At 62.3% G+C, this 25,215-nt stretch carries 19 protein-coding genes; 3 read left to right on the top strand and 16 right to left on the bottom strand.

Features of this window, described 5'->3' with window-relative positions; translation table 11 throughout:
- Positions 1-4 precede the first annotated feature (4 nt).
- From HWQ56_RS26265 to rpsU, 4 genes are all read right to left on the bottom strand, one after another.
- Positions 5-3,739 (bottom strand): bifunctional diguanylate cyclase/phosphodiesterase, encoded by a 3,735-nt coding sequence (locus HWQ56_RS26265; RefSeq protein WP_176572096.1) that lies wholly within the window; start codon positions 3,737-3,739, stop codon positions 5-7.
- 111 nt (positions 3,740-3,850) lie between these two features.
- Positions 3,851-5,698 carry an RNA polymerase sigma factor RpoD gene (gene rpoD, locus HWQ56_RS26260; RefSeq protein ID WP_158153207.1) on the bottom strand — a complete coding sequence of 616 codons (1,848 nt, stop codon included), beginning with the start codon at positions 5,696-5,698 and terminating at the stop codon, positions 3,851-3,853.
- Between the two features lie 67 nt (positions 5,699-5,765).
- Positions 5,766-7,748, bottom strand: coding sequence for a DNA primase (gene dnaG / locus HWQ56_RS26255; RefSeq protein ID WP_158153209.1), 1,983 nt, complete (start codon positions 7,746-7,748; stop codon positions 5,766-5,768).
- Between the two features lie 385 nt (positions 7,749-8,133).
- Entirely contained in the window at positions 8,134-8,349 is a 216-nt protein-coding gene (rpsU, locus tag HWQ56_RS26250; RefSeq protein ID WP_002551877.1) for a 30S ribosomal protein S21, read from the bottom strand.
- A 202-nt stretch (positions 8,350-8,551) separates the two neighbouring features.
- Between rpsU and tsaD the strand changes: the two genes are divergently transcribed.
- Complete coding sequence (tsaD, locus tag HWQ56_RS26245) at positions 8,552-9,577, top strand: tRNA (adenosine(37)-N6)-threonylcarbamoyltransferase complex transferase subunit TsaD (protein ID WP_158153211.1); 1,026 nt, start codon at positions 8,552-8,554, stop codon at positions 9,575-9,577.
- Between the two features lie 25 nt (positions 9,578-9,602).
- Here tsaD and plsY read toward each other — a convergent pair whose 3' ends face one another.
- Positions 9,603-10,172 (bottom strand): glycerol-3-phosphate 1-O-acyltransferase PlsY, encoded by a 570-nt coding sequence (plsY, locus tag HWQ56_RS26240; RefSeq protein WP_176572095.1) that lies wholly within the window; start codon positions 10,170-10,172, stop codon positions 9,603-9,605.
- A gap of 75 nt (positions 10,173-10,247) precedes the next feature.
- Here plsY and folB point away from each other — a divergent pair, with 75 nt between their 5' ends.
- Positions 10,248-10,601 (top strand): dihydroneopterin aldolase, encoded by a 354-nt coding sequence (gene folB, locus HWQ56_RS26235; RefSeq protein WP_158153215.1) that lies wholly within the window; start codon positions 10,248-10,250, stop codon positions 10,599-10,601.
- Complete coding sequence (gene folK / locus HWQ56_RS26230; protein ID WP_176572094.1) at positions 10,592-11,101, top strand: 2-amino-4-hydroxy-6-hydroxymethyldihydropteridine diphosphokinase; 510 nt, start codon at positions 10,592-10,594, stop codon at positions 11,099-11,101. Before folB ends, folK begins: the two co-directional genes overlap by 10 nt.
- Positions 11,102-11,127: 26 nt before the next feature.
- Here folK and HWQ56_RS26225 read toward each other — a convergent pair whose 3' ends face one another.
- The 11 genes from HWQ56_RS26225 to HWQ56_RS26175 form a co-directional block, all read right to left on the bottom strand.
- Complete coding sequence (locus tag HWQ56_RS26225) at positions 11,128-12,219, bottom strand: tRNA nucleotidyltransferase/poly(A) polymerase-related protein (protein WP_176572093.1); 1,092 nt, start codon at positions 12,217-12,219, stop codon at positions 11,128-11,130.
- A gap of 63 nt (positions 12,220-12,282) precedes the next feature.
- Entirely contained in the window at positions 12,283-13,845 is a 1,563-nt protein-coding gene (locus tag HWQ56_RS26220; RefSeq protein ID WP_158153220.1) for a SpoVR family protein, read from the bottom strand.
- Positions 13,842-15,116: a YeaH/YhbH family protein gene (locus HWQ56_RS26215; protein ID WP_158153222.1), complete on the bottom strand. Its 1,275-nt coding sequence runs from the start codon at positions 15,114-15,116 to the stop codon at positions 13,842-13,844. Before HWQ56_RS26215 ends, HWQ56_RS26220 begins: the two co-directional genes overlap by 4 nt.
- Positions 15,117-15,252: 136 nt before the next feature.
- Positions 15,253-17,175 (bottom strand): PrkA family serine protein kinase, encoded by a 1,923-nt coding sequence (locus HWQ56_RS26210; RefSeq protein ID WP_158153224.1) that lies wholly within the window; start codon positions 17,173-17,175, stop codon positions 15,253-15,255.
- 280 nt (positions 17,176-17,455) lie between these two features.
- A complete protein-coding gene (gene glpE, locus HWQ56_RS26205; RefSeq protein WP_158153225.1) occupies positions 17,456-17,785 on the bottom strand; it encodes a thiosulfate sulfurtransferase GlpE in 330 nt (109 codons plus the stop codon).
- Between the two features lie 188 nt (positions 17,786-17,973).
- Positions 17,974-18,822 (bottom strand): symmetrical bis(5'-nucleosyl)-tetraphosphatase, encoded by an 849-nt coding sequence (locus HWQ56_RS26200; RefSeq protein WP_158153226.1) that lies wholly within the window; start codon positions 18,820-18,822, stop codon positions 17,974-17,976.
- Positions 18,822-19,202 carry a Co2+/Mg2+ efflux protein ApaG gene (gene apaG, locus HWQ56_RS26195; protein WP_158153227.1) on the bottom strand — a complete coding sequence of 127 codons (381 nt, stop codon included), beginning with the start codon at positions 19,200-19,202 and terminating at the stop codon, positions 18,822-18,824. The genes HWQ56_RS26200 and apaG overlap by 1 nt, the downstream gene beginning before the upstream one ends.
- A 104-nt stretch (positions 19,203-19,306) precedes the next feature.
- Positions 19,307-20,113 (bottom strand): 16S rRNA (adenine(1518)-N(6)/adenine(1519)-N(6))-dimethyltransferase RsmA, encoded by an 807-nt coding sequence (rsmA, locus tag HWQ56_RS26190; RefSeq protein WP_176572092.1) that lies wholly within the window; start codon positions 20,111-20,113, stop codon positions 19,307-19,309.
- Entirely contained in the window at positions 20,110-21,099 is a 990-nt protein-coding gene (gene pdxA / locus HWQ56_RS26185) for a 4-hydroxythreonine-4-phosphate dehydrogenase PdxA (protein ID WP_158153229.1), read from the bottom strand. Before pdxA ends, rsmA begins: the two co-directional genes overlap by 4 nt.
- Positions 21,096-22,424, bottom strand: a complete 1,329-nt coding sequence (locus HWQ56_RS26180) for a peptidylprolyl isomerase (RefSeq protein WP_158153230.1) — start codon at positions 22,422-22,424, stop codon at positions 21,096-21,098. The genes pdxA and HWQ56_RS26180 overlap by 4 nt, the downstream gene beginning before the upstream one ends.
- Complete coding sequence (locus tag HWQ56_RS26175; RefSeq protein ID WP_158153231.1) at positions 22,405-25,194, bottom strand: LPS-assembly protein LptD; 2,790 nt, start codon at positions 25,192-25,194, stop codon at positions 22,405-22,407. The genes HWQ56_RS26180 and HWQ56_RS26175 overlap by 20 nt, the downstream gene beginning before the upstream one ends.
- Positions 25,195-25,215: the final 21 nt, after the last annotated feature.

Raw genomic sequence — 25,215 nt, 5'->3', positions numbered from 1 at the left:
CGGATTATAACGACGGATTCTCGCCAGTGCTATCCGAAAAGTCGGAAACACGCATACGAAGAAACGCTGCGGCGAATTCTTCGGGGCGCAGGGGCTGGCTGAAGATGAAACCCTGTACCTGTTCGCAGCCTTCGTTTGCCAGGAATTGCTGCTGTGCGGCGTTTTCCACGCCCTCGGCAATGACCGTCAGCTGCATGCTGCGGCCCAGGGCGATGATGGCTCGCACGATGGCGGCGTCGTGGGGGTCGGCGGGCAGGCCGCGCACGAATGACTGGTCGATCTTGAGGATGTCCAGCGGCAGGCGCTTGAGGTAGCTGAGCGAGGAGTAGCCGGTACCGAAGTCGTCGATGGCCAGTTGTACGCCCAGTGCCTTGAGCTGATGCAATACCGCCAGCGCTTCTTCTGCCTGGCTCATGATGAAGTTTTCGGTGATTTCCAGTTGCAGGTAGCCGGGGGCCAGGCGGTAGTCGCGCAGTAGTTGTTCGATGCGCTTGAGCAGGTTGGGTTGGCGCAATTGGGCACCGGCGAGGTTGACCGACAGAGGGCCGAAGGTATCGTACAGCCCCTGCCAGGCTTGCAGCTGGCGGCATGCCTCTTCCAGTACCCAGTCACCCAGTTGCAGGATGCTGCCGTTTTCCTCGGCCAGGGGAATGAAGCGCTCGGGCGCTACGTCGCCAAACGTGGGGTGGGCCCAGCGGACCAGGGCCTCGGCGCCCACCAGGCGCTGGTCCAGCAGGCTGAACTTGGGCTGGTAGGCCAGGCTCAGTTCGCCCCGCTCGATGGCGCGGCGCAATTCGTATTCCAGGGCCACGCGTTCGCTGGCCTGGGCGGTGAGGTCACGGGTGTAGGACTCCACCCGGTTGCGCCCCTTGGCTTTGGAGCGGTACATGGCGGCGTCGGCGTTCTTGATCAGCGTGGCGACGTCGGTGCCGTCCTGGGGGTATAGGCTGGTGCCAATGCTGGCACTGGTGAAGAACTCGTGCTCACCGGCCTGGAAGGGCGCGCTGAAGCAGGCCAGCAGCTTGTTGGCGATGTGCTCGGCGTCGCTGGCCTGGTGCAGGCCGGGCAGCAGGATGATGAACTCATCGCCGCCCAGGCGGGCCACGGTGTCGATGTCGCGCACCTGCTCTTTGAGGCGTTGGGCGATGCCGGTCAGCAACAGGTCCCCCACGGGGTGGCCCAGGCTGTCGTTGATGTGCTTGAAGCGGTCCAGGTCCAGGAACAGCACCGCGCCCTGGCCATTGTCGTCATGCTGGCGGTTGAGCGACGCCTGCAGGCGGCTTTCGAACAGGGTGCGGTTCGGCAGGCCCGTGAGCGGGTCGTGGTGGGCCTGATAATCCAGGCGCGCCTGGGCGTGCTTGAGGCTGGAGATATCGGCGAACACGGCGACGAAATGCGTCAGCGCGGCCTCGGTGTTGCGCACGGCGCTGATGGTCAGCCAGCAGGGGTACAGTTCGCCGTTCTTGCGGCGGTTATGGATTTCGCCCTGCCAATGACCTTCGTCGGTCAACTGGTGCCACAGGGCCGCATAGAAGGCGCTGTCGTGCTGGCCTGATGCCAATAGGGTAGGGGTGTTGCCCACGGCCTCGGCTTCGCTGTAGCCAGTGATCTCGCTGAAGGCGCGGTTGACCGCGGTGATACGTTGGCGGGTATCGGTGATCAGCACGCCTTCGGCGGTGCTTTCGAACACCGTGGCGGCCAGTTGCAGTTTTTCCTGCATCATGTGGCGGTCGGTGATGTCCCGGGCGATGGTCAACAGGCAGGCGTCGCCAGCGATGGGCAAGGGGCTGGTGGAGACTTCGCAGAGGCGGATGGCGCCATCGCTGCGGCGTATGTGGCAACGGAAATCACGGACGAAACCATCGCGTGCCAGCATGCCCAGCAGGCGCTTGCGTTCGTTGAGGTCTACCCAGAGCCCCAGGTCCAGGGTCGAGTGGTCGATGGACACGCCACTGGTGTAACCGCTGATGCGGCTGAACCCTTCATTCACTTCCAGCAGCATACCGTCGCTCAGGCGGGTGAGCAGCATGCCGTCAGGGGACGCGTGGAAGGCCTTGGCGAACTTTTCCTCGCTGGTCTGCAGGCGTTGCTGGGTTTCCTTGAGTTTACTGATGTCGCGCACAACCACCACCAGCGCCGGGGTGGTGTCCAGTTCGAACCGTTCGGCCGAAACCAGGCCGGTAAACGTCTGGCCATTGTGACGGCGCAGGGGCATCTCCAGGTTGCGGATGCTGCCGCTTTGCAGGCGCAGCAGCAGATCGGCGCCGACATGCGGGGTGGTGAAAATGGTCAGTTGGCTGGCAGTGCGGCCTACCACGTCGGTGGCATTGAGCCCGGTCTGCTCTTCGAACGCGCGGTTCACCTCCAGCAGGCAGCCGTCGCTGAGGCGGGCAATGATGAGCATGTCAGGGAACTGGCGGAAGACCGAAGCGAACTTCTGCTCGGACTGGCGCAGAGCTTCTTCGGTCCGTTTTATTTCGCTGATGTCGATCATCAGGCCGCGCATGACCGGCACATGCCCCTGGCGGATCAGGCTGACGATATCCCGTACCCATATCACCCGCTGGTCTGCGGTCACTACGCGGTAGTCCACCACGTGGTCGCGCCCGGCGAGGGTCTCGGCGGTACAGAACGCGTCCGCGCACGCAGCATCGGCGGGGTGCAGGATGCTGCGCCAGAAGCCCGGTTTGAGCCAATGGGCCAGGGGGTAGCCCAGCAACGCTTCGGCGTGCGGCGACACGTAGCTGTAGGAGAAGTCGGTGGGGTGGGCCTCCCAGGCAATGGCCGAAAGGCTCTCCACCAGGCCTCGATAATGGTATTCGCTGCTGCGCAATTCCTGTTCCAGGGCGATGCGCCGTGAAATCTCCGAGCTGAGCCGGCGGTTGATGCGGATCACGCCGGCCAGTATCGCCAGGATCAGCAGCAATGCTGGCAGGGCGTAGAGCAGGTAGTCATACCACAGGGTGCGCTGGTCGACGATTTTGCCAACCCAGCGTTCCTGAATGTCCTCGACCTGCTGTGGATCAAGCCCGGCGATGGCTTTGTCGATGATATCGGCAAGGATCTTTTCGTGGATGGGCACGCCCATCGCCAGTTGGTAGCGGTAGGGGGTGTCGCCGCTGACGTAAAGGCCTTTGAGCTTGAGTTGGCGCAGGCTCCAGACGCTCGAGGCGAGGTCGCCGACCACCGCGTCGGCCTGGCCCGTGGCCAAGGCTTCGAGCGCGGAGTTGATGTTGGGCAGCGCTTCCAGGTTGAGGTCGGGGTGGTGGGTACGCAGTAGTTCGTGAGGCGCGTAGTTTTCCACCACGGCCACCTTCAGGCCGTAGAGGTCCTTGAGGTTGCGTGGTTGGGCGCCGTCCTTGCGAGCGAGGATAACGATGGGGAAGTCCAGATAGGGCCGAGTAAACGCGAGGTATGCCTGGCGTTCGGGGGTCGACATGACCCCGGGCAGCAGGTCGACCTGGCCTAGGCGCGCTTGCTGCAGCGTTTCGCTCCAGCTCACGGGCTCTACGGGGCTGAGGGTGACCCCCAGGCTTTTCTGCACCAGTCTGACGTAGTCCGCCGCCAAGCCCTGGTATACACCGCCCGTGTCACGAAATTCGAAGGGAGGCCACGAAGCGTCCACCCCCAGACGCAGGCTAGGGTGATCGTGCAGCCAGGCCTGCTCTTCGGCCGACAGCGGCAGCGCGACCGCCATGGCTGCCCGGCCCATCAGGAACAGCAAGAGCAGCACGCGCATGTGGGCCTCGATTTCATTCCCTGGAATGAGTCGAGTGTAGACGGCGGTGGAAAGGGTGTGCGGTGCGTGGCGCAGAAAGCAGAACCCCCGGCAGGGCCGGGGGTTCTGGTATCACTCGTCGAGGAACGAACGCAAATGTTCGCTTCGCGTCGGGTGGCGCAGCTTGCGCAGCGCCTTGGCTTCGATCTGACGAATACGCTCACGGGTTACATCGAACTGCTTACCGACCTCTTCCAGCGTATGGTCGGTATTCATGTCGATGCCGAAACGCATGCGCAGCACCTTGGCTTCGCGTGCGGTCAGGCCGCCGAGTACTTCGCGGGTGGCTTCCTTCAGACTTTCCACGGTCGCCACGTCGATAGGCGATTGCATGGTGGAGTCTTCGATGAAGTCGCCCAGATGCGAATCTTCGTCGTCACCGATCGGCGTTTCCATGGAGATCGGCTCTTTGGCGATCTTCAGTACCTTGCGGATCTTGTCCTCAGGCATTTCCATGCGCTCGCCCAGCTCTTCCGGGGTCGGTTCACGACCCATTTCCTGCAGCATCTGCCGGGAAATGCGGTTGAGCTTGTTGATCGTCTCGATCATGTGCACCGGGATACGGATGGTGCGCGCCTGGTCGGCGATCGAGCGGGTAATGGCCTGACGGATCCACCAGGTGGCGTACGTCGAGAACTTGTACCCGCGACGGTATTCGAACTTGTCCACCGCCTTCATCAGGCCGATGTTGCCTTCCTGGATCAGGTCGAGGAACTGCAGGCCGCGGTTGGTGTACTTCTTGGCGATCGAGATCACCAGACGCAGGTTGGCCTCGACCATCTCTTTCTTCGCGCGACGGGCCTTGGCCTCGCCGATCGACATGCGACGGTTGATGTCCTTGATTTCAAGGATGGTCAGCCCAGTCTCGGCTTCGAGGTCCACCAGCTTCTGCTGGCAGCGCACGATGTCGGCGTTCAGGCGGCCCAGGGCTTCAGCCCACTTGGTGCTGCGCTTGGCCAGGTCACCGGCCCAGGTCATGTCGACTTCGTTGCTCGGGAACAGGCGCAGGAAGTCGGCACGTGGCATGCGGGCATCACGCACGCACAGCTGCATGATGGCGCGTTCCTGCTGACGCAGACGGTCCAGGGCGCCACGCACTTTCTCGACCAGTACTTCGAACTGCTTGGGTACCAGCTTGATCGGCATGAACAGCTCGGACAGGGCCAGCATCTCGGCAATGCCTTGCTTGCTGTCGCGACCGTGCTTCTTCAGCGCCTTGAGCGTGATTTCCAGTTGTTCGGAGACTGCACCGAAACGCTGCGCCGCGACGACCGGGTCCGGACCGCTTTCGGCCTCTTCCTCGTCGTCACCGCCGTCGCTTTCCTCGTCGTCATCGTCGGACTCGGCCTTGGCCGGTGCCTTGGTGTCGATGGGCGGCGGCACTTCGGCCGGCGGCGCAATGCCGTCGTCCGGGTCGATATAACCGCTCAGAACGTCGGACAGGCGGCCACCTTCGCTGGTGACGCGATCGTATTCGCCGAGGATGTAGCTGACCGTGCCAGGGAAGTGCGCGATAGCGCCCATCACTTCACGGATGCCTTCCTCGATGCGTTTGGCGATTTCGATTTCGCCTTCACGGGTCAGCAGCTCGACCGTGCCCATTTCACGCATGTACATGCGCACTGGGTCGGTGGTGCGACCAATGTCGGTTTCCACGGCCGCCAACGCTGCGGCAGCTTCTTCAGCCGCTGCTTCGTCGGTATCGGCTTCGGCCAACAAAAGGGCATCCGCATCCGGAGCACTCTCGAATACGTTGATCCCCATGTCGTTGATCATGCGGATGATGTCTTCCACCTGCTCCGGATCTGAAATATCCTCTGGCAGGTGGTCGTTGACCTCCGCGTAAGTCAGGTAGCCCTGCTCACGACCGCGGGTGATCAACTCTTTGATGCGAGACTGCTGTTGCGCTTTTCCGGACATAACACCCTATCCACTGAAGGTCTTGGCGGGCAAAAAACAAGCCGAGGATTATACCCGAGCTAGGACCTCACGCGCCAGTTGAGGTCGGGGTTTGTGCGTGAACATTGCGAGTTAACAGCTGGAGAAGCTGATTTTTCTCCTCATCGCTCAATTCACCTTGCCTGGCCTTGAGAAGCAGACGTTCCAGGCTCCGTTCGCGTTGGCGAGCGGTCAAGCTAGTTATGGTGTCGAAAAACTGCTGTTCAAGGTTATCGGCCTCGATCAGCCATTCTTTCTCTGCCAGCACGCGTAGCAGGCGACCTTGTTCGGTGCCGTGCCAACGTGCGATCAGCTGTAAAGAGCGTAGCTTAGGATTCTTCTGCAAGGCTTCGAGCAGGGCCACCAGCAGCTGTGAGTACAGGTGTTCTTCGTCGGCAAAATGGCTGGTGCTCTCGACCTTTCCCGCCAATTGGGGGTGGTGCAGCAGGGTGCGCAGGGCACTGAGGGTCGGTGGTTCCACCGATGTCGGCACCCGCGGTGGCACCCGCGGCTCGAAATTGCGCCCGCCCTTGCCTTTCCAGTCCTTGTTGCCGTCCCATTTCTTCTTGCCGCCGCCCTTGTTCGGTGTCCAGGCCTGCTGTTGCGGCTGGAACTCCTGGGGGGCATGTTGCTGGTGAAAGTCGCTGTAGTCGGGCGTGAAGTCAGGCACCGAGTCGTAATCGAAGCCCGGGTCATAGCTGGGCTGCGGCTGTGCGACGGCGGGCGCGCTGCTGGCCAGCTGCTGCACGGCTTCGCCGCTCAGGCCGGTGATCTCGCTGAGGCGATTGCGCATCAGGGTACGCAGGTTCGCCCCGGGTACCTTGTCGATCAGTGGCGCCGCCAGGGTGGCCATGTGGGCCTTGCCTTCCAGCGACCGTGGGTCGGCTTCTTCCGTCAGTTGCTGGAAGAAATAGTCGGCCAGCGGCTGGGCATGCTGGTTGATCCTTGCCTTGAAAGCGTCGGTGCCCTCGGCCCGTACCAAGGTGTCCGGGTCCTCGCCTTCAGGCAGGAACAGGAAGCGCGCCTTGCGCCCGTCCTGCAGGCTGGGCAACGTGGCTTCCAGGGCGCGCCAGGCGGCATTGCGGCCGGCCTGGTCGCCGTCGAAGCAGAACAGCACGCTGGGTACCACCCGGAACAGGCGCTTGAGGTGTTCCTCGCTGGTGGCCGTGCCCAGGGTTGCCACGGCATTGCGTAGGCCTTGCTGGGCCAGTGCGATGACGTCCATGTAGCCTTCCACCACGATGATCTCATCGAGGTTGCGGTTGTGCTTGCGGGCCTCGAACAGGCCATACAGTTCCTGGCCCTTGTGAAACACCGGGGTTTCCGGCGAGTTCAGGTACTTGGGCTTGTCGTCGCCCAGTACCCGGCCACCAAAGGCGATCACCCGGCCGCGGCTGTCGCGGATGGGGAACATCACCCGGTCGCGGAACCGGTCGTAGCGCTTCCCGGACTCGGCGTTCTCGATCAGCAGCCCGGCATCGATCATGACTTTCTGCTGCAGGCTGTCGCTGGCCAGGTGCTTGTACAGGTTGTCCCAGCCGGGCGGGGCGAAGCCCAGGCCGAAATCCCGGGCAATTTCCCCCGACAGGCCGCGGCCCTTGAGGTACTCCACCGCGGCGCGCCGCGACGGGTGGCTCTTGAGCGCCTGGCGGTAGAACTCGGCCGCGGCCGTCAGCAGCGGGTACAGCGGCGAGTCGGTGGGCTGGCGGGGCTTGTGCCCGCGCCCGCTGTCCTCGCGCGGCACTTCCATGCCAGCGGCCTTGGCCAGTTCCTCCACGGCCTGGGGGAAGTCCAGGTTGTCGTGGTCCATGATGAAGCCGAGGGCGTTGCCCCCAGCGCCGCAGCCAAAGCAGTAGTAGAACTGCTTGTCGGGGCTGACGGTGAACGATGGGGTCTTTTCCTTGTGGAACGGGCAGCAGGCAGAGTAGTTTTTGCCCGCCTTCTTCATTTGCACGCGCGAAGTCACCACATCGACGATGTCGGTGCGGTTCAGAAGGTCGTCAATGAAGCTTTGGGGAATCAGCCCGGCCATGGCTCTCTCATCATCTGGCTAGAAAGCTGCTGTGCAGTGTAACTGGGTGCAGAGGGTGCTGTTGCCCTTTGCGGTCCTGTTTGTTTGTCGGAAACGGCGTCGCTTCCGATCAGCCGTGGCTGGTATCGAAGCGGGACGTTGAAACAGGAAAAAAGGGGGTGTGCTCGTCTGCAGCCCGTGAAGGCTCGTCAGTTCTGACGTGCACTCTGGCGATGAGGCCAGCTCTGACGTTTCAGGCAGGTTTGCTTCGGTGCGCAAGGCAACCTCGGCATCCGTTCGGGCAGTACCTGAACGGGGTGTTGCAACAACGGCTCTTGCAACAGCAACAACTGCCGGCAGCCCGGCTGTGGGCCGGGCAAGGCAGAAGCTTGCGACGCAGTCTGTATTAGTACAGACGAACGGCGCGGCGCTGTTCGCGCTGAACTTTCTTGGCGTGACGCTTAACAGCAGCAGCTGCTTTGCGCTTACGCTCGGAAGTCGGCTTCTCGTAAAATTCGCGGCTACGAACTTCAGCCAGTACACCGGCTTTTTCGCAGGAGCGCTTGAAACGACGCAGAGCTACGTCGAAGGGTTCGTTCTCTTTAACTTTGACGGCTGGCATCTAGAGCTACCTTCATTCATTACCGGGATCGACGTGCCAATGGCAAAAAACATGCGCTGAAGTACGTCGGTTTTTAAGGGTTGCGGATGTTAACCCTTAGCAGCCCGGAATGCAAAGCCTCTGATCGAAAACCGCTGGCCGGGGCACCAAGTGGCGACTATCATGCGCGCCTTCGAATTCAGCCTCAACAAGGCCATGACCCATGTTAGTACTGGGATTGGAAACATCCTGCGACGAAACCGGCGTCGCCCTTTATGACAGCGAACGCGGCCTGTTGGCCGAGGCGCTGTTCAGCCAGATCGACCTGCACCGCGTCTACGGTGGCGTGGTACCGGAGCTGGCTTCGCGCGACCACGTCAAGCGCATGCTGCCCTTGATCCGTCAGGTGCTGGCCGAAGCCGACTGCGTGGCCACCGAGATCGACGCCATTGCCTACACCGCCGGTCCCGGCCTGGTGGGCGCGCTGCTGGTGGGGGCTTCGTGCGCCCAGGCGCTGGCGTTTGCCTGGGGCATTCCGGCGCTGGGCGTGCACCACATGGAGGGGCATCTTCTGGCACCCATGCTGGAAGAACAACCCCCCGAGTTTCCGTTCGTCGCCTTGTTGGTGTCCGGCGGCCATACCCAGCTGGTTCGGGTCGACGGCATAGGCCAGTACGAGCTGCTGGGCGAGACCCTGGATGATGCGGCTGGCGAAGCGTTCGACAAGACCGCGAAGATGATCGGCCTGAATTACCCCGGTGGCCCGGAAATCGCGCGCCTGGCCGCCCAGGGCGTGTCGGGGCGTTTCACCTTTCCGCGGCCCATGACCGATCGCCCTGGCCTGACGTTCAGCTTCAGCGGCCTGAAGACCTCGGCCCTGAACACCTGGCAGCAGTGCCAGGCGGCCGGAGACGACACCGATCAGACCCGTTGCGACATCTCCCTGGCCTTCCAGCAGGCCGTGGTCGACACGCTGACCATCAAGTGCCGCCGGGCCCTCAAGCAGACCGGCCTCAAGCGCCTGGTCATCGCTGGGGGCGTCAGCGCCAACAAGGCCCTGCGCGAGTCGCTGGACAGCATGCTGGGCGAATTCAAGGGCAAGGTGTTCTATGCGCGCCCGCAGTTCTGCACCGACAATGGCGCGATGATCGCCTACGCCGGCTGCCAGCGCTTGCTCGCAGGCCAGCATGAAGACCTGGCGATCACCGTGCAGGCCCGCTGGCCAATGGAGCAGTTGCCGGCGCTGTAAGCTGAGCGCGGCTCATGGGCGGCTTTCAGAAATGCCGTTCGCGCCCGGCGAACAGGTCGCGTAGATTGCCGCGGTGGCGCCAGACGATGAGCAGGGTGAGCACGCTCATGGGCAGCAGCGCCTGGGGCTCCTGCCACGCCAGCAACGGCAGGGTCAGGGGTGTGGCGATCAGCGAGGCCAGGGAGCTGGTGCGGGTGAGGTAGAACGTCAGTCCCCATGCCGCCACCGCCAACAGGGCGGCGGGCGGGTACAGGGCCAGGATCATGCCGGCGGCAGTGGCCACGCCTTTGCCGCCCCGGAAACGGAAGTACAGGGGGAACATGTGGCCGATGACAGCACTCAGGCCTACCCAGGCCTGTTCCTGCAGGTCCAGCCCGGCCAGTCGCGCTACCAGCACCGGCAGCAAGCCCTTGCACACGTCGCCCAGCAGGGTGAGGATGGCGAGCTTGCGCCCAGCCAGGCGCAGCATGTTGGTCGCGCCGGCGTTGCCGGAACCGCTCATGCGCGGGTCGGGGTTGCCGGTCGCGCGGCTAAGCACAATGGCGAAGGACAGCGAGCCGAGCAGGTAGGCGAGAACCGCCAGTAACCAAAACATGCTAACTATTCCGGGCGAGGACGCCCCTGATTCTAACGGCGCATTGCGCCCTTGTCGTGCTGCGGAGAGAAGTGCTTGGACAGAGTGTTTATCGAGGGCCTGGAAGTGGACACCGTGATCGGTGCCTATGACTGGGAGCGTGGCATCCGCCAGTGCCTGCGTCTTGACCTGAGTTTTGCCTGGGACAACCGCCCGGCCGCTGCGGGCGACGACCTGAGCCTGGCGCTGGACTACGCCAGCGTTTCCACGCGCATCCAGGCATTTGCCCAGGACAGCCAGTTCCAGCTGGTGGAAACCTTTGCCGAGCGCCTGGCGCAGGTGCTGATGGGCGAGTTCAACATTCCCTGGCTGCACTTGAAATTGACCAAGCCTGGCGCCGTCGCGGCGGCCAAGGGCGTTGGCGTGGAGATCGAGCGCGGATGTCGCTGACGCGGATTTACCTTGGCCTGGGCAGTAACGTCGACCGTGAAGCCCACCTCTGCGCGGGGCTCGATGCCCTCGCCGGGTTTCTGACCGACATGCACTGTTCGGCGGTGTTCGAAAGCCAGCCGGTGGGTATCAAGAGCGGGCCGTTCTACAACCTGGTGGTCAGCGCGCTGACCGACCTGCCGTTGACCGAGCTGGACCGGCGCCTGAAGTTCATCGAGGCCGACAATGGCCGCTATGCGCCGGAGCGCAAGGGCTTGCCGCTGGACATCGATGTGCTGATGTACGGTGAGCTGGCAGGCAACTTCGACGGTTTGGTGTTGCCACGAGCGGAGATTCTCAAGAATGCCTTCGTGCTGTGGCCGCTGGCGTTGATAGCGCCTGACGTGGTGCACCCTGGCGTGGGCAAGCCCATGGCCGAGCTGTGGGCGCAGGCGCAGATCGACCAGGTGTTGGCCCCTGTGCCGTTCCAGTGGCGCGGCGTGCAACTCACGCGGATTTGACTCAAGCGCCACAGCGGGGGGGCGTTTCAGGCCTTTGCTTTGAAGGCCTGCAAGGCCTTCAGGCGTTCGGCCTTCAGGGCTTCGCCCAGCTGCTGGCCAGTTAAACCTGCCTCCACCAGCGGTTTCACCGCCACCGCGCGTGCAGCATCCGCGGCGCCCCGCAGGTAGTCGCCCTGTGGATAACCCTGCTCGCCCGCCGCCATGGCACAGGCCATGATGAACTCCTCAAAGCGCTGCGGCCGGCGATATACGTCGAAACGCTGTAGCAACTCCAGCAGCCGCTCAGGCGCCAGTTCCAGCGCGCCGTGGCCGTCGCCCTGGTGCTGCCCCACCAGCATCGCCAGCTCCTGGCAGTCACGTGGCACCTTGAAGCGTTCGTTGATGGCCTTGCCCAACCCCTGTACCAGACAAGCCCAACGCACGGTCAGCGGCTGATTGTGCCGGGCAGCCTGTTGGAGCGCGAAAAGGCGGCGCTCGCCACCGCTGGCCACTTCAGGCATCAATATCTCCAGCGCGCCGCAGTCGTGCAGTACCTGGATGAATACCTGAGGTTGCTCCTCCATGAGGGCGCGGGATATTTCCTTCCAACTGCGCTCCGGTGTCAGTGCCTGCAGTTCACCGGACTCACTGAGCTGGCGCATCAGCAGCAGGGTCTCGGAGGCTACCTTGAAACCTAGCCCCGCGTAGCGGGCGGCAAACCGCGCCACGCGTAACACCCGCAAGGGATCTTCGGCGAACGCCGGGGAAACGTGACGCAATAGCCGAGCTTCGAGGTCCGCTTGGCCGTGGTACGGATCGACCACATTACCGTGGTCATCCTCGGCCATTGCGTTGATGGTGAGGTCGCGGCGAACCAGGTCTTCTTCCAGGGTCACGTCGGGACTGGCATGGAACACGAACCCACCATAGCCACGCCCGCTTTTGCGCTCGGTACGTGCCAGCGCATATTCCTCACCAGTGCGCGGGTGCAGGAACACAGGGAAGTCGGCGCCTACCGGACGGTAGCCCAGCGCGTGCATTTGCTCGGTGGTGGCACCCACCACCACCCAGTCGATATCAGTGACGGCCTGGCCGAGAAGACGGTCGCGAACGGCGCCGCCGACTTTGAAAATCTGCATGAAAAAAACCTCCTGGGGCCGCACAGGATAACCTGTATGGCCCAGGGAGGCTCGGTGCCTTGGTTAGAGGTGAACAACAGCGAGGTCAAGGCGCCCGTAGTCACCTTCGCTGTGTTCCGTCTTTGGGGGGACGTGGTGAGTCTTCATGACCTGGTCGCCCTGCAGGGTTTCCAGATGGATATCGAAGCCCCACAGCCGATGCAGGTGCTTGAGTACCTCATCAGTGGATTCGCCCAGCGGCTTGCGGTCGTGCTGTTGGTGGCGCAGGGTCAGCGAGCGATCACCGCGGCGGTCGATGCTCCAGATCTGCACATTGGGTTCACGGTTGCCCAGGTTGTACTGGGCGGCCAGGGTTTCGCGGATGATGCGGTAGCCACCTTCGTCATGGATGGCCGGTACCAGCAGGTCATCGCGCTGGTCGTCGTCCATGATGCTGAACAGCTTCAGGTCGCGGATGACCTTGGGTGACAGGTACTGCAGGATGAAGCTTTCATCCTTGAAGCTGGTCATGGCGAATTTGACAGTGGAAAGCCAATCGCTGCCAGCAATTTCGGGGAACCAGCGGCGATCCTCTTCGGTAGGTTCTTCGCACATGCGCCGAATGTCGCGGTACATGGCAAAGCCCAGGGCGTAGGGGTTGATGCCGTTGTAGTAAGGGCTGTCGAAACCCGGCTGGAACACCACGCTGGTGTGCGACTGCAGGAACTCCATCATGAAGCCGTCGGTGACCAGGCCCTCGTCGTACAGGTCATTCATCAAGGTGTAGTGCCAGAACGTGGCCCACCCTTCGTTCATCACCTGGGTCTGGCGTTGCGGGTAGAAGTACTGGGCGATCTTGCGCACGATGCGCACGATTTCACGCTGCCAGGGCTCCAGCAGCGGCGCGTGTTTCTCGATGAAGTAGAGAATGTTCTCCTGGGGTTCGGCCGGAAAGCGTGCATTGTCGCGTTCGCTGTTCTTGTCGGCGCTCTTGGGGATGGTGCGCCACAGGTCGTTGATCTGCTTCTGCATGTGCTCTTCGCGATCCTTCTGCCGCCGCCGTTCCTCTTCGGCGGAGATAGGGTAGGGGCGCTTGTAGCGGTCCACGCCGTAGTTCATCAGCGCGTGGCAGGAGTCCAGCAGGTCTTCCACGGCGTCGATGCCATGGCGCTCTTCGCACTGCATGATGTACTGCTTGGCAAACACCAGGTAGTCGATGATGGAGCTGGCATCGGTCCAGGTGCGGAACAGGTAGTTGCCCTTGAAGAAGCTGTTGTGCCCGTAGCAGGCGTGGGCCACCACCAGCGCCTGCATGCAGATGGTGTTCTCTTCCATCAGGTAGGCGATGCAAGGGTCGGAGTTGATGACGATCTCGTACGCCAGGCCCATCTGGCCCCGGGTGTAGGATTTCTCCGTGCTCAAGAAATGTTTGCCGTAGGACCAGTGATGGTAGCCCAGGGGCATCCCCACCGAGGCGTAGGCATCCATCATCTGTTCGGCGGTAATCACTTCTATCTGGTTGGGGTAGGTATCCAGCGCGTAACGCTCGGCAATCCGGCTGATTTCCCGGTCGTAGGCCTGGATCAGTTCGAAGGTCCACTCGGAGCCCGTGGACAGGGGTTGGCGTTTCTGCTCTCTAGCGGTCATGTCACTAACCTGCGCTGGAAGAGTTCACGGAAGACCGGGTAGATATCCCCGGCCGACACCAGCTGCTGCTGGGCGAACGTGTCGGCGAAGGCTTCGCCAATGCGCTCGTACTCGAACCACAATGCCTGATGTTCGCGTGGAGTGATCTCCACGTAGGTGTAGTACTGGACGAACGGCATGATCTGCTTGGTCAGGATTTCGCGGCAGATGGGCGAATCGTCGTTCCAGTTGTCACCGTCCGAGGCCTGGGCGGCGTAGATGTTCCATTCGTTGGTGGGATACCGTTCAGCCATGATCTCCTGCATCAGCTTCAACGCGCTGGAGACGATGGTGCCGCCGGTTTCGCGGGAGTAGAAGAATTCCTCCTCGTCGACTTCGCGGGCACTGGTGTGGTGGCGAATGAACACGACTTCGATCTTGTCGTAGTTGCGCTTGAGGAACAGGTACAACAGGATGAAGAAGCGCTTGGCGATGTCCTTGGTGGCCTGGGTCATGGACCCTGACACGTCCATGAGGCAGAACATCACCGCCTTCGAGCTGGGGTTGGGGTGCTTGACCAGCAGGTTGTATTTGAGGTCGAAAGTGTCGAGGAAGGGGACGCGATGAATGCGGGCGCTGAGACGCTCGATTTCCGTCTCCATTTCCTGGATATCGCCGAAGTTGTCCGGTTCTTCCCGGCGCAGGCGCTCAAGTTCGGCCTTGGCTTCCTTGAGTTTGGCGCGGCTGCTGCCCGACAGGGCGATGCGCCGCGCATGGGCTGAGCGCAGGGTACGAATGATGTTGATGCGCGAGGGGTTGCCCTCGTTACTGATACCCGCGCGCACGGTCTTGAAGGTGTCCGTGCCGCTGAGGTTGCGCTTGACCAGGTTGGGCAGTTCGAGGTCTTCGAACATGAACTCCAGGAATTCCTCCTGGGTGATCTGGAACACGAACTCGTCCATGCCTTCGCCGGAATTGCCCGCCTTGCCAGGCCCTTTGCCGCCGCCACCGCCCCCTTGTGGCCGGGCGATGTGTTCACCCGCGGTGAACTCCTTGTTGCCAGGGTGTACGACGGTCTGTTTGCCGCCGCGGCCATGGTGCAGCACCGGCTCGTCGATATCGCGGCCAGGAATGCTGATCTGTTCGCCGTGTTCCATGTCAGTGATGGAGCGGCGGCTGACTGCCTCCTCCACCGCCTTCTTGATGTGGTCACGGTAACGCCGCAGGAAGCGCTGGCGGTTCACCGTGCTCTTGTTCTTGCCATTCAGGCGTCGGTCGATCACATAGCTCATAGGCCCTCCGGGCAGCTGCAAGCCTTAAGCTGCAAGCCGCAAGTCAAAAGCCGTGCGCTGCAAGCCAAGCGGCCGACGCAGTCGCAACGACCAGCGCCAACAGCTTGCCGCTTGCAGCTCACCGCTTACCGCTGCTTCACTGCGACTTTCTGACCCGCAGGTACCACTCGGAGAGCAGCCGTACCTGTTTGTCGGTGTACCCGCGTTCGACCATTCGCGTAACGAAGTCGTTGTGTTTCTGCTGGTCCTCTTTGCTGGCCTTGGCGTTGAAGCTGATGACCGGAAGCAGGTCCTCGGTGTTGGAGAACATTTTCTTCTCGATGACCACCCGCAGCTTCTCGTAGCTGAGCCAGGTGGGGTTCTTGCCATTGTTGTTGGCCCGGGCGCGCAGCACGAAGTTGACGATTTCGTTGCGGAAATCTTTCGGGTTGCTGATGCCCGCCGGTTTCTCGATTTTCTCCAGTTCTTCGTTGAGTGCCACCCGGTTGAGGATCTCGCCGGTTTCCGGGTCGCGGTATTCCTGGTCCTGAATCCAGAAGTCGGCGTACAGCACATAGCGGTCGAAGATGTTCTGTCCGTACTCGCTGTAGGACTCCAGGTACGCGGTCTGGATTTCCTTGCCGATGAACTCGATGTAGCGCGGCGCCAGGTATTCCTTCAGGTAGCGCAGGTAGCGTTCGCGCACCTCGGCGGGGAATTGTTCCTGCTCGATCTGCTGTTCCAGCACATACAGCAGGTGCACCGGGTTGGCAGCGATTTCGTGCGGGTCGAAGTTGAACACCTTGGACAGGATCTTGAACGCAAAGCGGGTAGACAGGCCGTTCATGCCCTCGTCCACGCCGGCGCTGTCGCGGTATTCCTGGATCGACTTGGCCTTGGGATCGGTGTCCTTCAGATTTTCGCCGTCATAGACCCGCATCTTCGAGTAGATGTTGGAGTTTTCCGGCTCCTTGAGACGCGAGAGCACGGTGAACTGGGCCAGCATCTTGAGCGTGTCGGGAGCGCAATGGGCCTTGGACAGGGAGCTGTTGAACAGCAACTTGTCGTAGATCTTGATTTCGTCGCTGACGCGCAGGCAGTAAGGCACCTTGACGATGTAGATCCGGTCGATGAACGCTTCGTTGTTCTTGTTGTTGCGGAAGCTGTGCCATTCCGATTCGTTGGAGTGGGCCAGCAGGATCCCGGAGTAGGGAATGGCACCCAGGCCTTCGGTACTGTTGTAGTTGCCTTCCTGGGTGGCGGTGAGCAACGGGTGCAGGACCTTGATCGGCGCCTTGAACATCTCGACGAATTCCATCAGGCCCTGGTTGGCCCGGCACAGCGCGCCCGAGTAGCTGTAGGCATCGGCGTCGTTCTGTGGGTATTCCTCGAGCTTGCGGATGTCGACTTTACCCACCAGGGCAGAGATGTCCTGGTTGTTCTCGTCGCCCGGCTCGGTCTTGGCCACGGCGATCTGGTTGAGGATGGAAGGGTACAGCTTGACCACGCGGAACTGGCTGATGTCGCCGCCGAACTCGGCAAGGCGCTTGGTCGCCCACGGCGACATGATGGTGTTGAGGTAGCGGCGCGGGATGCCGAAGTCCTCTTCCAGGATGGCGCCGTCCTCGGTAGCGTTGAACAGCCCGAGGGGCGATTCGAACACCGGCGAGCCTTTGATGGCGTAGAACGGTACCTTCTCGATCAGTTGCTTGAGCTTTTCGGCGAGGGACGATTTACCGCCGCCCACCGGGCCCAGCAGGTAGAGGATCTGTTTCTTCTCTTCCAGACCCTGGGCGGCATGGCGGAAGTAGGACACGATCTGGTCGATGCACTCCTCCATGCCGTGGAAGTCTTCGAAGGCCGGATAACGGCGGATCACCTTGTTGGAGAAGATCCGTGACAGCCGTGAATTGGTCGACGTGTCGAGCAATTCCGGCTCCCCGATTGCCATCAGAATGCGTTCGGCGGCAGAAGCGTAGGCACTGCGATCCTTTTTGCAGAGCTCCAGATACTCCTGCAGCGAGAGTTCTTCCTGACGAGTGGACTCGAAACGCTGTTGGAAGTGGCTAAAAATACTCATGACGTCACCTCGCTCGATACGTGGAGCCGACGTCGGATCAATCAGTTGATGCTGGCAGCCGCCGAAACAATCGGCCGCTGTATACCCCCCAGAACACCTCAAAGTCGCTACCGATGACCCGCGCGTCGGTGTACCGGCTCTCCCCTGTTTTGGATGGCCTGATCCTAAGGATAGTTGGGAATCTCAGACTTCAAGGTGCAATGAGCGATATGTTATGGGCTGACCGTTCGTCAGCCCGCGCCAAGCCCCGTGGGGCGGGGGCTTGGCGCCAGAAAAAAAATTATTCGACGCTCCCTTGCGCGGTTTGCTCGGGGTAGGTGGTTTTCCACAGCTCGAAACCGCCGTCCAGGCTGTAGACCTCCGAGAAGCCCTGGCTGACCAGATAAGCGGCGGCGCCCTGGCTGGAGTTGCCGTGGTAGCACACCACTACGGTCGGTTTGTCGAGGTCGGCGGCGCGAATGAAATCCTGCACCGAATGGTTGTCCAGGTGTTGGGCGTTGGGGATATGGCTGGCGGCGAAGGTCTGGGCGTCGCGCACGTCGACCACGGCAGCGCCGTTGGCCAGCAGTTCATGGGCCGTTTGTGGCGGGATGCGTTTGAATTCGGTCATGACGGTGCTCCTGAGAAGAATGGACGGCCTGCACTGGCCCCTGTAGCCGCGACGCTCCCCATTGTGGGACCGGGCGAAGCTCGGGAAAAGAGCGCCGCGGTAGTCCTGAAAGATCGCGGTGCCAGGTTCCCGAGCGCTCGTACACTACAAGAGGTGGCGCGGCCTGGTGATGGCCCGATTCTACCGCGTCAGGGTTGGGCTATCGAGCCACGGATGCGGCCTTGCTCGTCACAGTCGCAACCAAACCTTTCGCCGGTGTCGACGTTCATCAGGGTCATGGACCCGCCCCACACGCAACCCGTGTCCAGGGCGTGCACCCAAGGCGCGTTGCAGCGTCCCTCCAGTGCCGCCCAATGGCCAAAGATGATGCGGACTTCACGGGTCTTGCGCCCCGGGTAGCTGAACCACGGCGCATAGCCTGGCGGCGCGGAGTCGGCGCCTTCCTTGCCCTTGAGCTCAAGCTTGCCCTGGGCGGTACAGAAGCGCATGCGGGTGAAATAGTTGGTGATCACCCGCAGGCGGTCGATGCCGGTCAGCCCGTTGCTCCACTTCGCCGGCTCGTTGCCGTACATGCCGTCCAGGAACGGCTTGAACAGATTATCGTCGCGCAAGGCCTGCTCGACTTCCGCAGCGCAGCGCAGGGCCTTTTTCAGCGACCATTGCGGCGGGATGCCCGCATGCACCAGGGCCACGTTGCGCTGTTCGTCGTAGTGCATCAGCTTTTGCTGGCGAAGCCAGTCGAGTAGCTGGGGCGCATCCGGTGCGTCGAGGATCTCGCGCAGCGTGTCGCTTTTCTTCAGCCGTTCCACATTGCAGCCGGCCGCCAGCAGGTGCAGGTCATGGTTGCCCAGCACGCACACCAGCGAATTACGCATGTGATAGAGAAAGCGAAGGGTTTCCAGTGATTCGGGGCCGCGGTTGACCAGGTCGCCCACTAGCCACAGGCGATCATGTTCCGCGTTGAATTGAACGCGCTCCAGCAGGCACTTGAGCGGTTGCAGGCAGCCCTGCAGGTCTCCGACCGCGTACACCGCCATCAGTGCAGGGCCCCGGGCACGGCCAGGCGGAAGGGGGCGATGACAGCGTCGAAGTGTTTGCCGTCCTCGGCCACCATCTGGTAGCTGCCTTGCATGGTGCCCACCTGGGACGTCATCACCGTGCCGCTGCTGTAGGTATGGCTTTCTCCCGCCTCGATCAGGGGTTGCTGGCCGACCACGCCCGCGCCGCGTACCTCTTCGACCTTGCCGTCACCGTCGGTGATGACCCAGTGCCTGGAAACCAGTTTGGCAGGCAGTTGCCCACTGTTATGCACGGTCACCGTGTAGGCGAACGCGAACCGTTGGTGTTCTGGCTGGGATTGTTCGGCGAGAAAGCGGGTGACGACGCTGACGTCGATCTGATAGCGGGGATCGGACATGCAAGGGGCCTTATTGCAAAAACGAAGGGGCAATCATGGTGCCGGTCTTTGCAGTTTAGGCCATCGGGCGCCCGGACAGTAGTCAAGGCGCACGATGAGGTGGATCAGGCGGCGCCGTTCTGCTCGAACAGCTTGTCGGCCAGGCGCACGAAAGCGGCCAGGTCCAGCTGTTCAGGGCGCAGGCTGCCATCGACGCCGGCAGCCGTGATTTCTTCGCTGCTGAGCAGGGCCTTGAGGGTGTTGCGCAGGGTCTTGCGGCGCTGGTTGAACGCTTCGCGCACGATGCGCTCCAGCAGCTTGTGGTCTTTGGCCGGGTGCGGCAGGGTTTCGTGAGGCACCAGGCGGACGATGGCAGAGTCGACCTTGGGCGGCGGGTTGAACGCTCCGGGGCCGACGTTGAACAGGTGTTCCACGCGGCAGTGGTACTGGACCATGATCGACAGGCGGCCCCAGTCGCCGCCGCCAGGCCCGGCAGCCATGCGCTCGACCACTTCCTTCTGCAGCATGAAGTGCATGTCGCGGATCAGGCTGGCGTTGGACAGCAGGTGGAAGATCAGCGGCGTGGAGATGTTGTACGGCAGGTTGCCGACCACGCGCAGGCTGCCAGGCGCGGCGCCCAGGGTATTGAAGTCGAACTTCAGCGCATCGCCCTGGTGCAGGCGGAAATTGCCACGGCCAGCGAACTGCTGGTTCAGGATAGGCACCAGGTCCTTGTCCAGCTCGACCACGTCAAGCTGCGCGCCGCTGCCCAGCAGGCCTTCGGTCAGGGCGCCCTGGCCCGGGCCGATTTCCAGCATGCGCTCGCCTTCGCGGGCATGAATGGAGCGCAGGATGCGGTCGATCACGCCAGCGTCGTGCAGGAAGTTCTGGCCGAAGCGCTTGCGCGCCCGGTGTTGGTATTGCTCGGTCATATACGGGTCTCGGCCATCTGGTAGGCGGTGTCCAGCGCGACCTTGAGGCTGCCGGTGTCGATCTTGCCGGTACCTGCCAGGTCCAGGGCGGTGCCGTGGTCAACCGAGGTACGGATGATCGGCAGGCCCAGGGTAACGTTCAGGGCAGCGCCAAAGCCTTTGTACTTGAGTACGGGCAGGCCCTGGTCGTGGTACATCGCCAGCACTGCATCGCAGTGCTCCAGATATTTGGGGGTAAACAGAGTGTCGGCTGGCAGCGGTCCGCGAAGGTCCATGCCCTCGCTGCGCAGGCGCTCCAGTGTCGGTTCGATGATCTCGATCTCTTCACGGCCCAGGTGGCCACCTTCACCGGCATGGGGGTTGAGCCCGCATACCAGGATCCGTGGCCGGGCGATGCCGAACTTGTCCTTGAGATCCGAGTGCAGGATGCGGGTCACCCGCTCCAGGCGTTCTTCGGTGATGGCGTCGGCCACTGCGCGCAGGGGCAGGTGAGTGGTCACCAGGGCCACGCGCAGGCCGTGGGTGGCGAGCATCATCACCACCTGTTCGGTGTGGGTCAGCTCGGCCAGGAATTCGGTGTGGCCGGAAAACCCGATGCCCGCCTCGTTGATCACGCCTTTGTGCACGGGGGCAGTGATCATCCCGGCAAAGCGCCCGTCCAGGCAGCCCTGGCCCGCGCGGGTCAGGGTTTCAAGGACGAAGGCGGCATTGGCGCGGTCCAGCACGCCAGCCTGCACAGGGGCGCCCAGGGGGGTGTCCCACACATAAAGGCTGCCGGCATCGGCGGGCTGGTCGGGGAGGGCGTCGGGGTCGACGGCCAGCAAAGTGACGGCCACCCCCAGCTGCGTGGCCCGCTCTAAGAGCAGGTCACGGCTGGTGATGGCAATCAGGGGGTGTGGCTGGCGATGCGCGGCGAGCAGAAGGCACAGGTCGGGGCCTATGCCCGCCGGCTCGCCGGGCGTCAGGGCGAAGCGCTGGGGCTTCACTGGTCGGCCTGTGCAGCCTGTTCGGCGCCAGGCAGCTTGATCTCGACGTAGGCTTCGTCGCGGATCTGGCGCAGCCAGCTCTGCAGCTCTTCGTCGTACTTGCGGTTGCGCAGCACCATCATGGCTTGCTGTTCGCGTGCCTGTTCGGTGTTGTCGGTAGCGCGGCGGCCCAGTACTTCCAGGATGTGCCAGCCGAATTGCGTCTTGAACGGCTTGGAGACGACGCCCTGCGGGCTGTCGGCCATGACCTGACGGAACTCGGGTACCAGCGACTGCGGGTCGACCCAGTTCAGGTCGCCGCCGTTGAGGGCCGAACCCGGGTCTTCGGAGTAGCTCTTGGCCAGGTCGCCGAAGTCTTCGCCACCCTTGATGCGCTCATACAGACGGTCAGCCAGCACCTTGGTTTCGGCTTCACTGCGTACTTCGTTGGGCTTGAGCAGAATGTGCCGTACGTGCACTTCGTCACGGGTAACGTTACCGCCACCGCGTTTTTCCAGCAGCTTCAGGATGATGAAGCCGCCTGGGGTGCGGGTGGGTTCGGTGACGTCGCCCAGCGACAGCGCGCTGACCTGAGCATCGAACGGCGGTGGCAGCTGGGCGGCTTTACGCCAACCCATGTCGCCGCCTTCCAGGGCGTTGTCGCTGCCCGAGTTGGCTACGGCCAGTTGGCCGAAGTCGGCACCCTGCTTGAGGCGGGTGTAGATGTCGCCGGCCTTGCGGGCCGCTGCCTGAATGGCTTCAGAACTGGCGCTTTCCGGTGTTGCCACCAGGATGTTGGCCAGGTGGAACTCTTCCGACAGCTGGGCCTTGCCCAGGTCCGAAGCCAGGAAGTTCTTCACTTCCTGCTCCGATACCTGGATGCGCTCGGCCACACGGCGCTGGCGCACGCGGCTGATGATCATCTCGCGACGCACCTGGTCACGGGCGTCCTCATAAGACAGGCCGTCGTGCGCCAGGGCTGCCTGGAACTGCGCCACGCTCATGTTGTTGCGCTGGGCGATGGTACCGATGGCCTGGTTCAGCTCTTCGTCGGTGATGCGAACGCCGGAGCGCTCGCCGATCTGCAGCTGCAGGTTTTCGACGATCAGGCGCTCGAGCACCTGCTTTTCCAGGACATCGGCAGGGGGCACGTTAGTGCCGCCACGCTTGGCAATGGTCTGTTGAACCTCGCGGACGCGTTTGTCCAGTTGGCTCTTCATGATCACGTCGTTGTCGACGATCGCGGCAACGCTGTCCAGAGGTCGCACGTCGGCGTGAACCGCGCCACTCAACAGCAGTGCGCCCAGCAGCAAGGGGCGCAGACAATTAGTAAGCTTGCTCTTCACGTTCTTTATAACCCTGAATGCCCTTGTCGAGGAAAGACTCGACTTTATTGCCCACTACGCCGCCGAGCCCTTTGAGCACGACTTGCAGGAAGACACCGTGGTCGCCTTTTTCATTCTGCGGCAGCGACTGGCTGAACTCGTCATAGTCAACCCAGTAGCGGCTGATCAGGCGCAGCTTCCAGCAGCAGTTGTCGTACTCGAAACCGGCGAAGGATTCCAGGGTACGGTTGCGGTTGTAGTCATACTGCCAGCGAGCGATGGCGTTCCACTGCGGGACCACTGGCCACATGATCGAGAAGTCATGCTGCTGGATCTTGTAGTAGTCCTTGATGTAGTTCGGATCGCCAGGGTTGCCGTAGTCACCGCCAAAGCCCCACTTACCGGTGGACGAATCGTAGTGAACGATGTCGTCGCGATAGCGGTAGCCGAAGTTGACCACCTTGTTCGGGTTGTCTTCAGGTTGGTAGTGGAACATCGCGCTGCCCGAACGGGTGCTGCGGCTGTCCGGATCCCAGTTGAAGTCCGAATTGAAGCGCCAGTCGCGGTTGAAGTGGTATTCGTATTCCAGGGCGTACGGGGAACGGCTGGCAGTCGCCTCGGCGCGGTCCTTGTAGTAGATGCCGGGCAGCTGGACCTTGCGGTCCTGCATGTAGAACGCTTCACCGAAGCTGAACTTCTGGCGTTCGAAGCCATTGTCTTCAATCCAGCGGGTGGTCGCGCCGAGCGAGATCTTGTTCTCGTCGCCGATGCGGTCATAGCCGGAGAAGCGGTTGTCGCGCCACAGGGACGAGTAGCTGAACTGGTTTTCCGCGGAGTCGAAGACCGGGATATCGTTTTGATTCTCATACGGCACGTACAGGTAGTAGGCGCGCGGTTCGAGGGTCTGGCGATAGTTGGTGCCGAACATCGACGTGTTGCGGTCGAAGTACAGGCCACTGTCCACGCTGTAGATCGGGATCGAGCGGTCGATGTTGCTGTGGTAGACCTCGGTTTCGTGCCCGTTGTTGACCAACGAGTTCTTGCCTTGGCTGTCCAGGTCCAGTTGATAATCCGTGTAGACGAATTTCACCGACGGCTTGATGTAGCCCCACGATGCGGTCAGAGGAAGGCTCATGGCCGGCGCCAGGGTCAGGCGGTCGCCGTTGGCACGCGCCAGGCCAGCAACGTTGTTGTCGATGCGCGACGAGACGTTGCCATCTTCATCGGTATAGGTGCCATTCTGCAGGCTGCGCTGGAAGCGTACCGCTTCGGTCTGGTAGGTGAAGTCCAGGCCAGCCGGGTGATACGGCAGCGATCCGTTGAAGGTGATCTGCGGAAGGCGGTCATACGGCGTGATGTCCGAAACCGTCGTCAGCTGGTAGCCCTGCACGTTCAGGCCGGCGGTCCAGTTGTCGCTGCGGTAGTACGCAGCAGCCTGCTGATTCAGGTAGTCCTGGTTCTTAACGCCGATCTGGTTGGTTTCCAGATCCTGGAAGTAGTAAGGGTCGCTGATCTTGGTGTAGTCGACCTTGTAGGTCAGACGCTTGTCCAGATCGCCCTTGTGCTGCCAGTTGATCATGTAGCGGTCTTTCGAGTAATCCGACTGCTTGCTGCGCTCGTCGTCTTCGTCGCTCAGGTACGCGCCGCCGAACTGCCCTTCGCTGGTCGGCGTCAGGTAGCGGAATTCGCCCTCGGTGAGCATGCCGCGTTTGCTCATGTAGTGCGGGTACAACGTGGCGTCGTAGTTGGGCGCCAGGTTGAAGTAGTACGGTGTGACCAACGAGAAGCCGGTCTTGCTGCCGCTGCCGATGCTCGGCGGCAGGAAGCCGGACTGACGACGGTCGTCGATCGGGAAGTAGATGTACGGCGTGTACAGGACGGGAATGTCATGCACGCGCAGGGTGGCGTTGGTCGCCGTGCCGAAGCCGGTCGCCGGGTTCAGGGTGATGTTGTTACCCTTGATTTCCCAAGCGTTGCTGGCTGGCTCACAGGTGGTATAGGTACCATCCTTGAGGCGGATGATGGCGTTTTCGCCACGCTTGGCGTACAGCGCGCTGCCGCGAATACGCTGCTTGTGCATCACGTATTCGGCGTTGTCGACCTGGGCCGCGCCGGTGTCCAGCTGGATCTCGGCGTGGTCGCCGACCATCAGGGCACCCTGGTCGCGGATCTTGACGTTGCCGGTCAGCTCGCCACGGTTCTCGGCCTGGTGCAGGCTGGCCTCGTCGGACTCGGCCTGCATGCTGCCCTGGCGCAATACCACGTCGCCAGCCAGGGTAGCGGTCTGCTGCTCCTGGTCGTAGCGCGAGGCCTTGGCGCCGATGAAGGTCGGGGAGTCCTTCTTGGAAGTCTTGTCGTCCATGCCGGGCCGGATGGGCTCGACGTAGGCGCCTTCGCAGTAAGGACCGGTCTCGGCCAGTTGGGCGGCGGTGAGTTTCTCCCGCGGTACCCAGTCGAGATGGCTATAGTCGGCACTGCGGGATTTCAGGCCACGGCCCTTGCTCTCGGTGACGAGCATGGGGCCCTTGGCCTTCTCTTCCGCTGCGGCGGGCTGGCTCTGGTCGGCGCTTTCAGGCGCCGACGAGACAGCGCTGCCGTCATGGACCGGGCGAGGCGGCAGGACACCCACTGGGGCTTTGGGTTTGCACTCCCAGGCTCCCGCCGCGGAGACAGTACAGTCATACTGCTCGGCGGCCACCGCGAACGGCACGGCCAGGGGTTGCATCGCCAGCAAACCGCCGGTGACCAGCAACGGGAATTTTTTACGAAACGCGGGGGATTTCAATGCCATCTTATTAGTCCGGGCTTCCTG

Origin of the sequence: Pseudomonas eucalypticola (assembly GCF_013374995.1) — a bacterium.
Lineage (GTDB): Bacteria > Pseudomonadota > Gammaproteobacteria > Pseudomonadales > Pseudomonadaceae > Aquipseudomonas > Aquipseudomonas eucalypticola.
This window is presented reverse-complemented; position numbering and strand designations above follow the sequence as displayed.

Coding starts and splice junctions, on each gene's coding strand:
- HWQ56_RS26265 (WP_176572096.1), bottom strand. CDS start 3,739: ATGCGCGTGCTGCTCTTGCTGTTCCTGATGGGCCGGGCAGCCATGGCG.
- rpoD (WP_158153207.1), bottom strand. CDS start 5,698: ATGTCCGGAAAAGCGCAACAGCAGTCTCGCATCAAAGAGTTGATCACC.
- dnaG (WP_158153209.1), bottom strand. CDS start 7,748: ATGGCCGGGCTGATTCCCCAAAGCTTCATTGACGACCTTCTGAACCGC.
- rpsU (WP_002551877.1), bottom strand. CDS start 8,349: ATGCCAGCCGTCAAAGTTAAAGAGAACGAACCCTTCGACGTAGCTCTG.
- tsaD (WP_158153211.1), top strand. CDS start 8,552: ATGTTAGTACTGGGATTGGAAACATCCTGCGACGAAACCGGCGTCGCC.
- plsY (WP_176572095.1), bottom strand. CDS start 10,172: ATGTTTTGGTTACTGGCGGTTCTCGCCTACCTGCTCGGCTCGCTGTCC.
- folK (WP_176572094.1), top strand. CDS start 10,592: ATGTCGCTGACGCGGATTTACCTTGGCCTGGGCAGTAACGTCGACCGT.
- HWQ56_RS26225 (WP_176572093.1), bottom strand. CDS start 12,219: ATGCAGATTTTCAAAGTCGGCGGCGCCGTTCGCGACCGTCTTCTCGGC.
- HWQ56_RS26220 (WP_158153220.1), bottom strand. CDS start 13,845: ATGACCGCTAGAGAGCAGAAACGCCAACCCCTGTCCACGGGCTCCGAG.
- HWQ56_RS26215 (WP_158153222.1), bottom strand. CDS start 15,116: ATGAGCTATGTGATCGACCGACGCCTGAATGGCAAGAACAAGAGCACG.
- HWQ56_RS26210 (WP_158153224.1), bottom strand. CDS start 17,175: ATGAGTATTTTTAGCCACTTCCAACAGCGTTTCGAGTCCACTCGTCAG.
- glpE (WP_158153225.1), bottom strand. CDS start 17,785: ATGACCGAATTCAAACGCATCCCGCCACAAACGGCCCATGAACTGCTG.
- HWQ56_RS26200 (WP_158153226.1), bottom strand. CDS start 18,822: ATGGCGGTGTACGCGGTCGGAGACCTGCAGGGCTGCCTGCAACCGCTC.
- apaG (WP_158153227.1), bottom strand. CDS start 19,202: ATGTCCGATCCCCGCTATCAGATCGACGTCAGCGTCGTCACCCGCTTT.
- rsmA (WP_176572092.1), bottom strand. CDS start 20,113: ATGACCGAGCAATACCAACACCGGGCGCGCAAGCGCTTCGGCCAGAAC.
- HWQ56_RS26175 (WP_158153231.1), bottom strand. CDS start 25,194: ATGGCATTGAAATCCCCCGCGTTTCGTAAAAAATTCCCGTTGCTGGTC.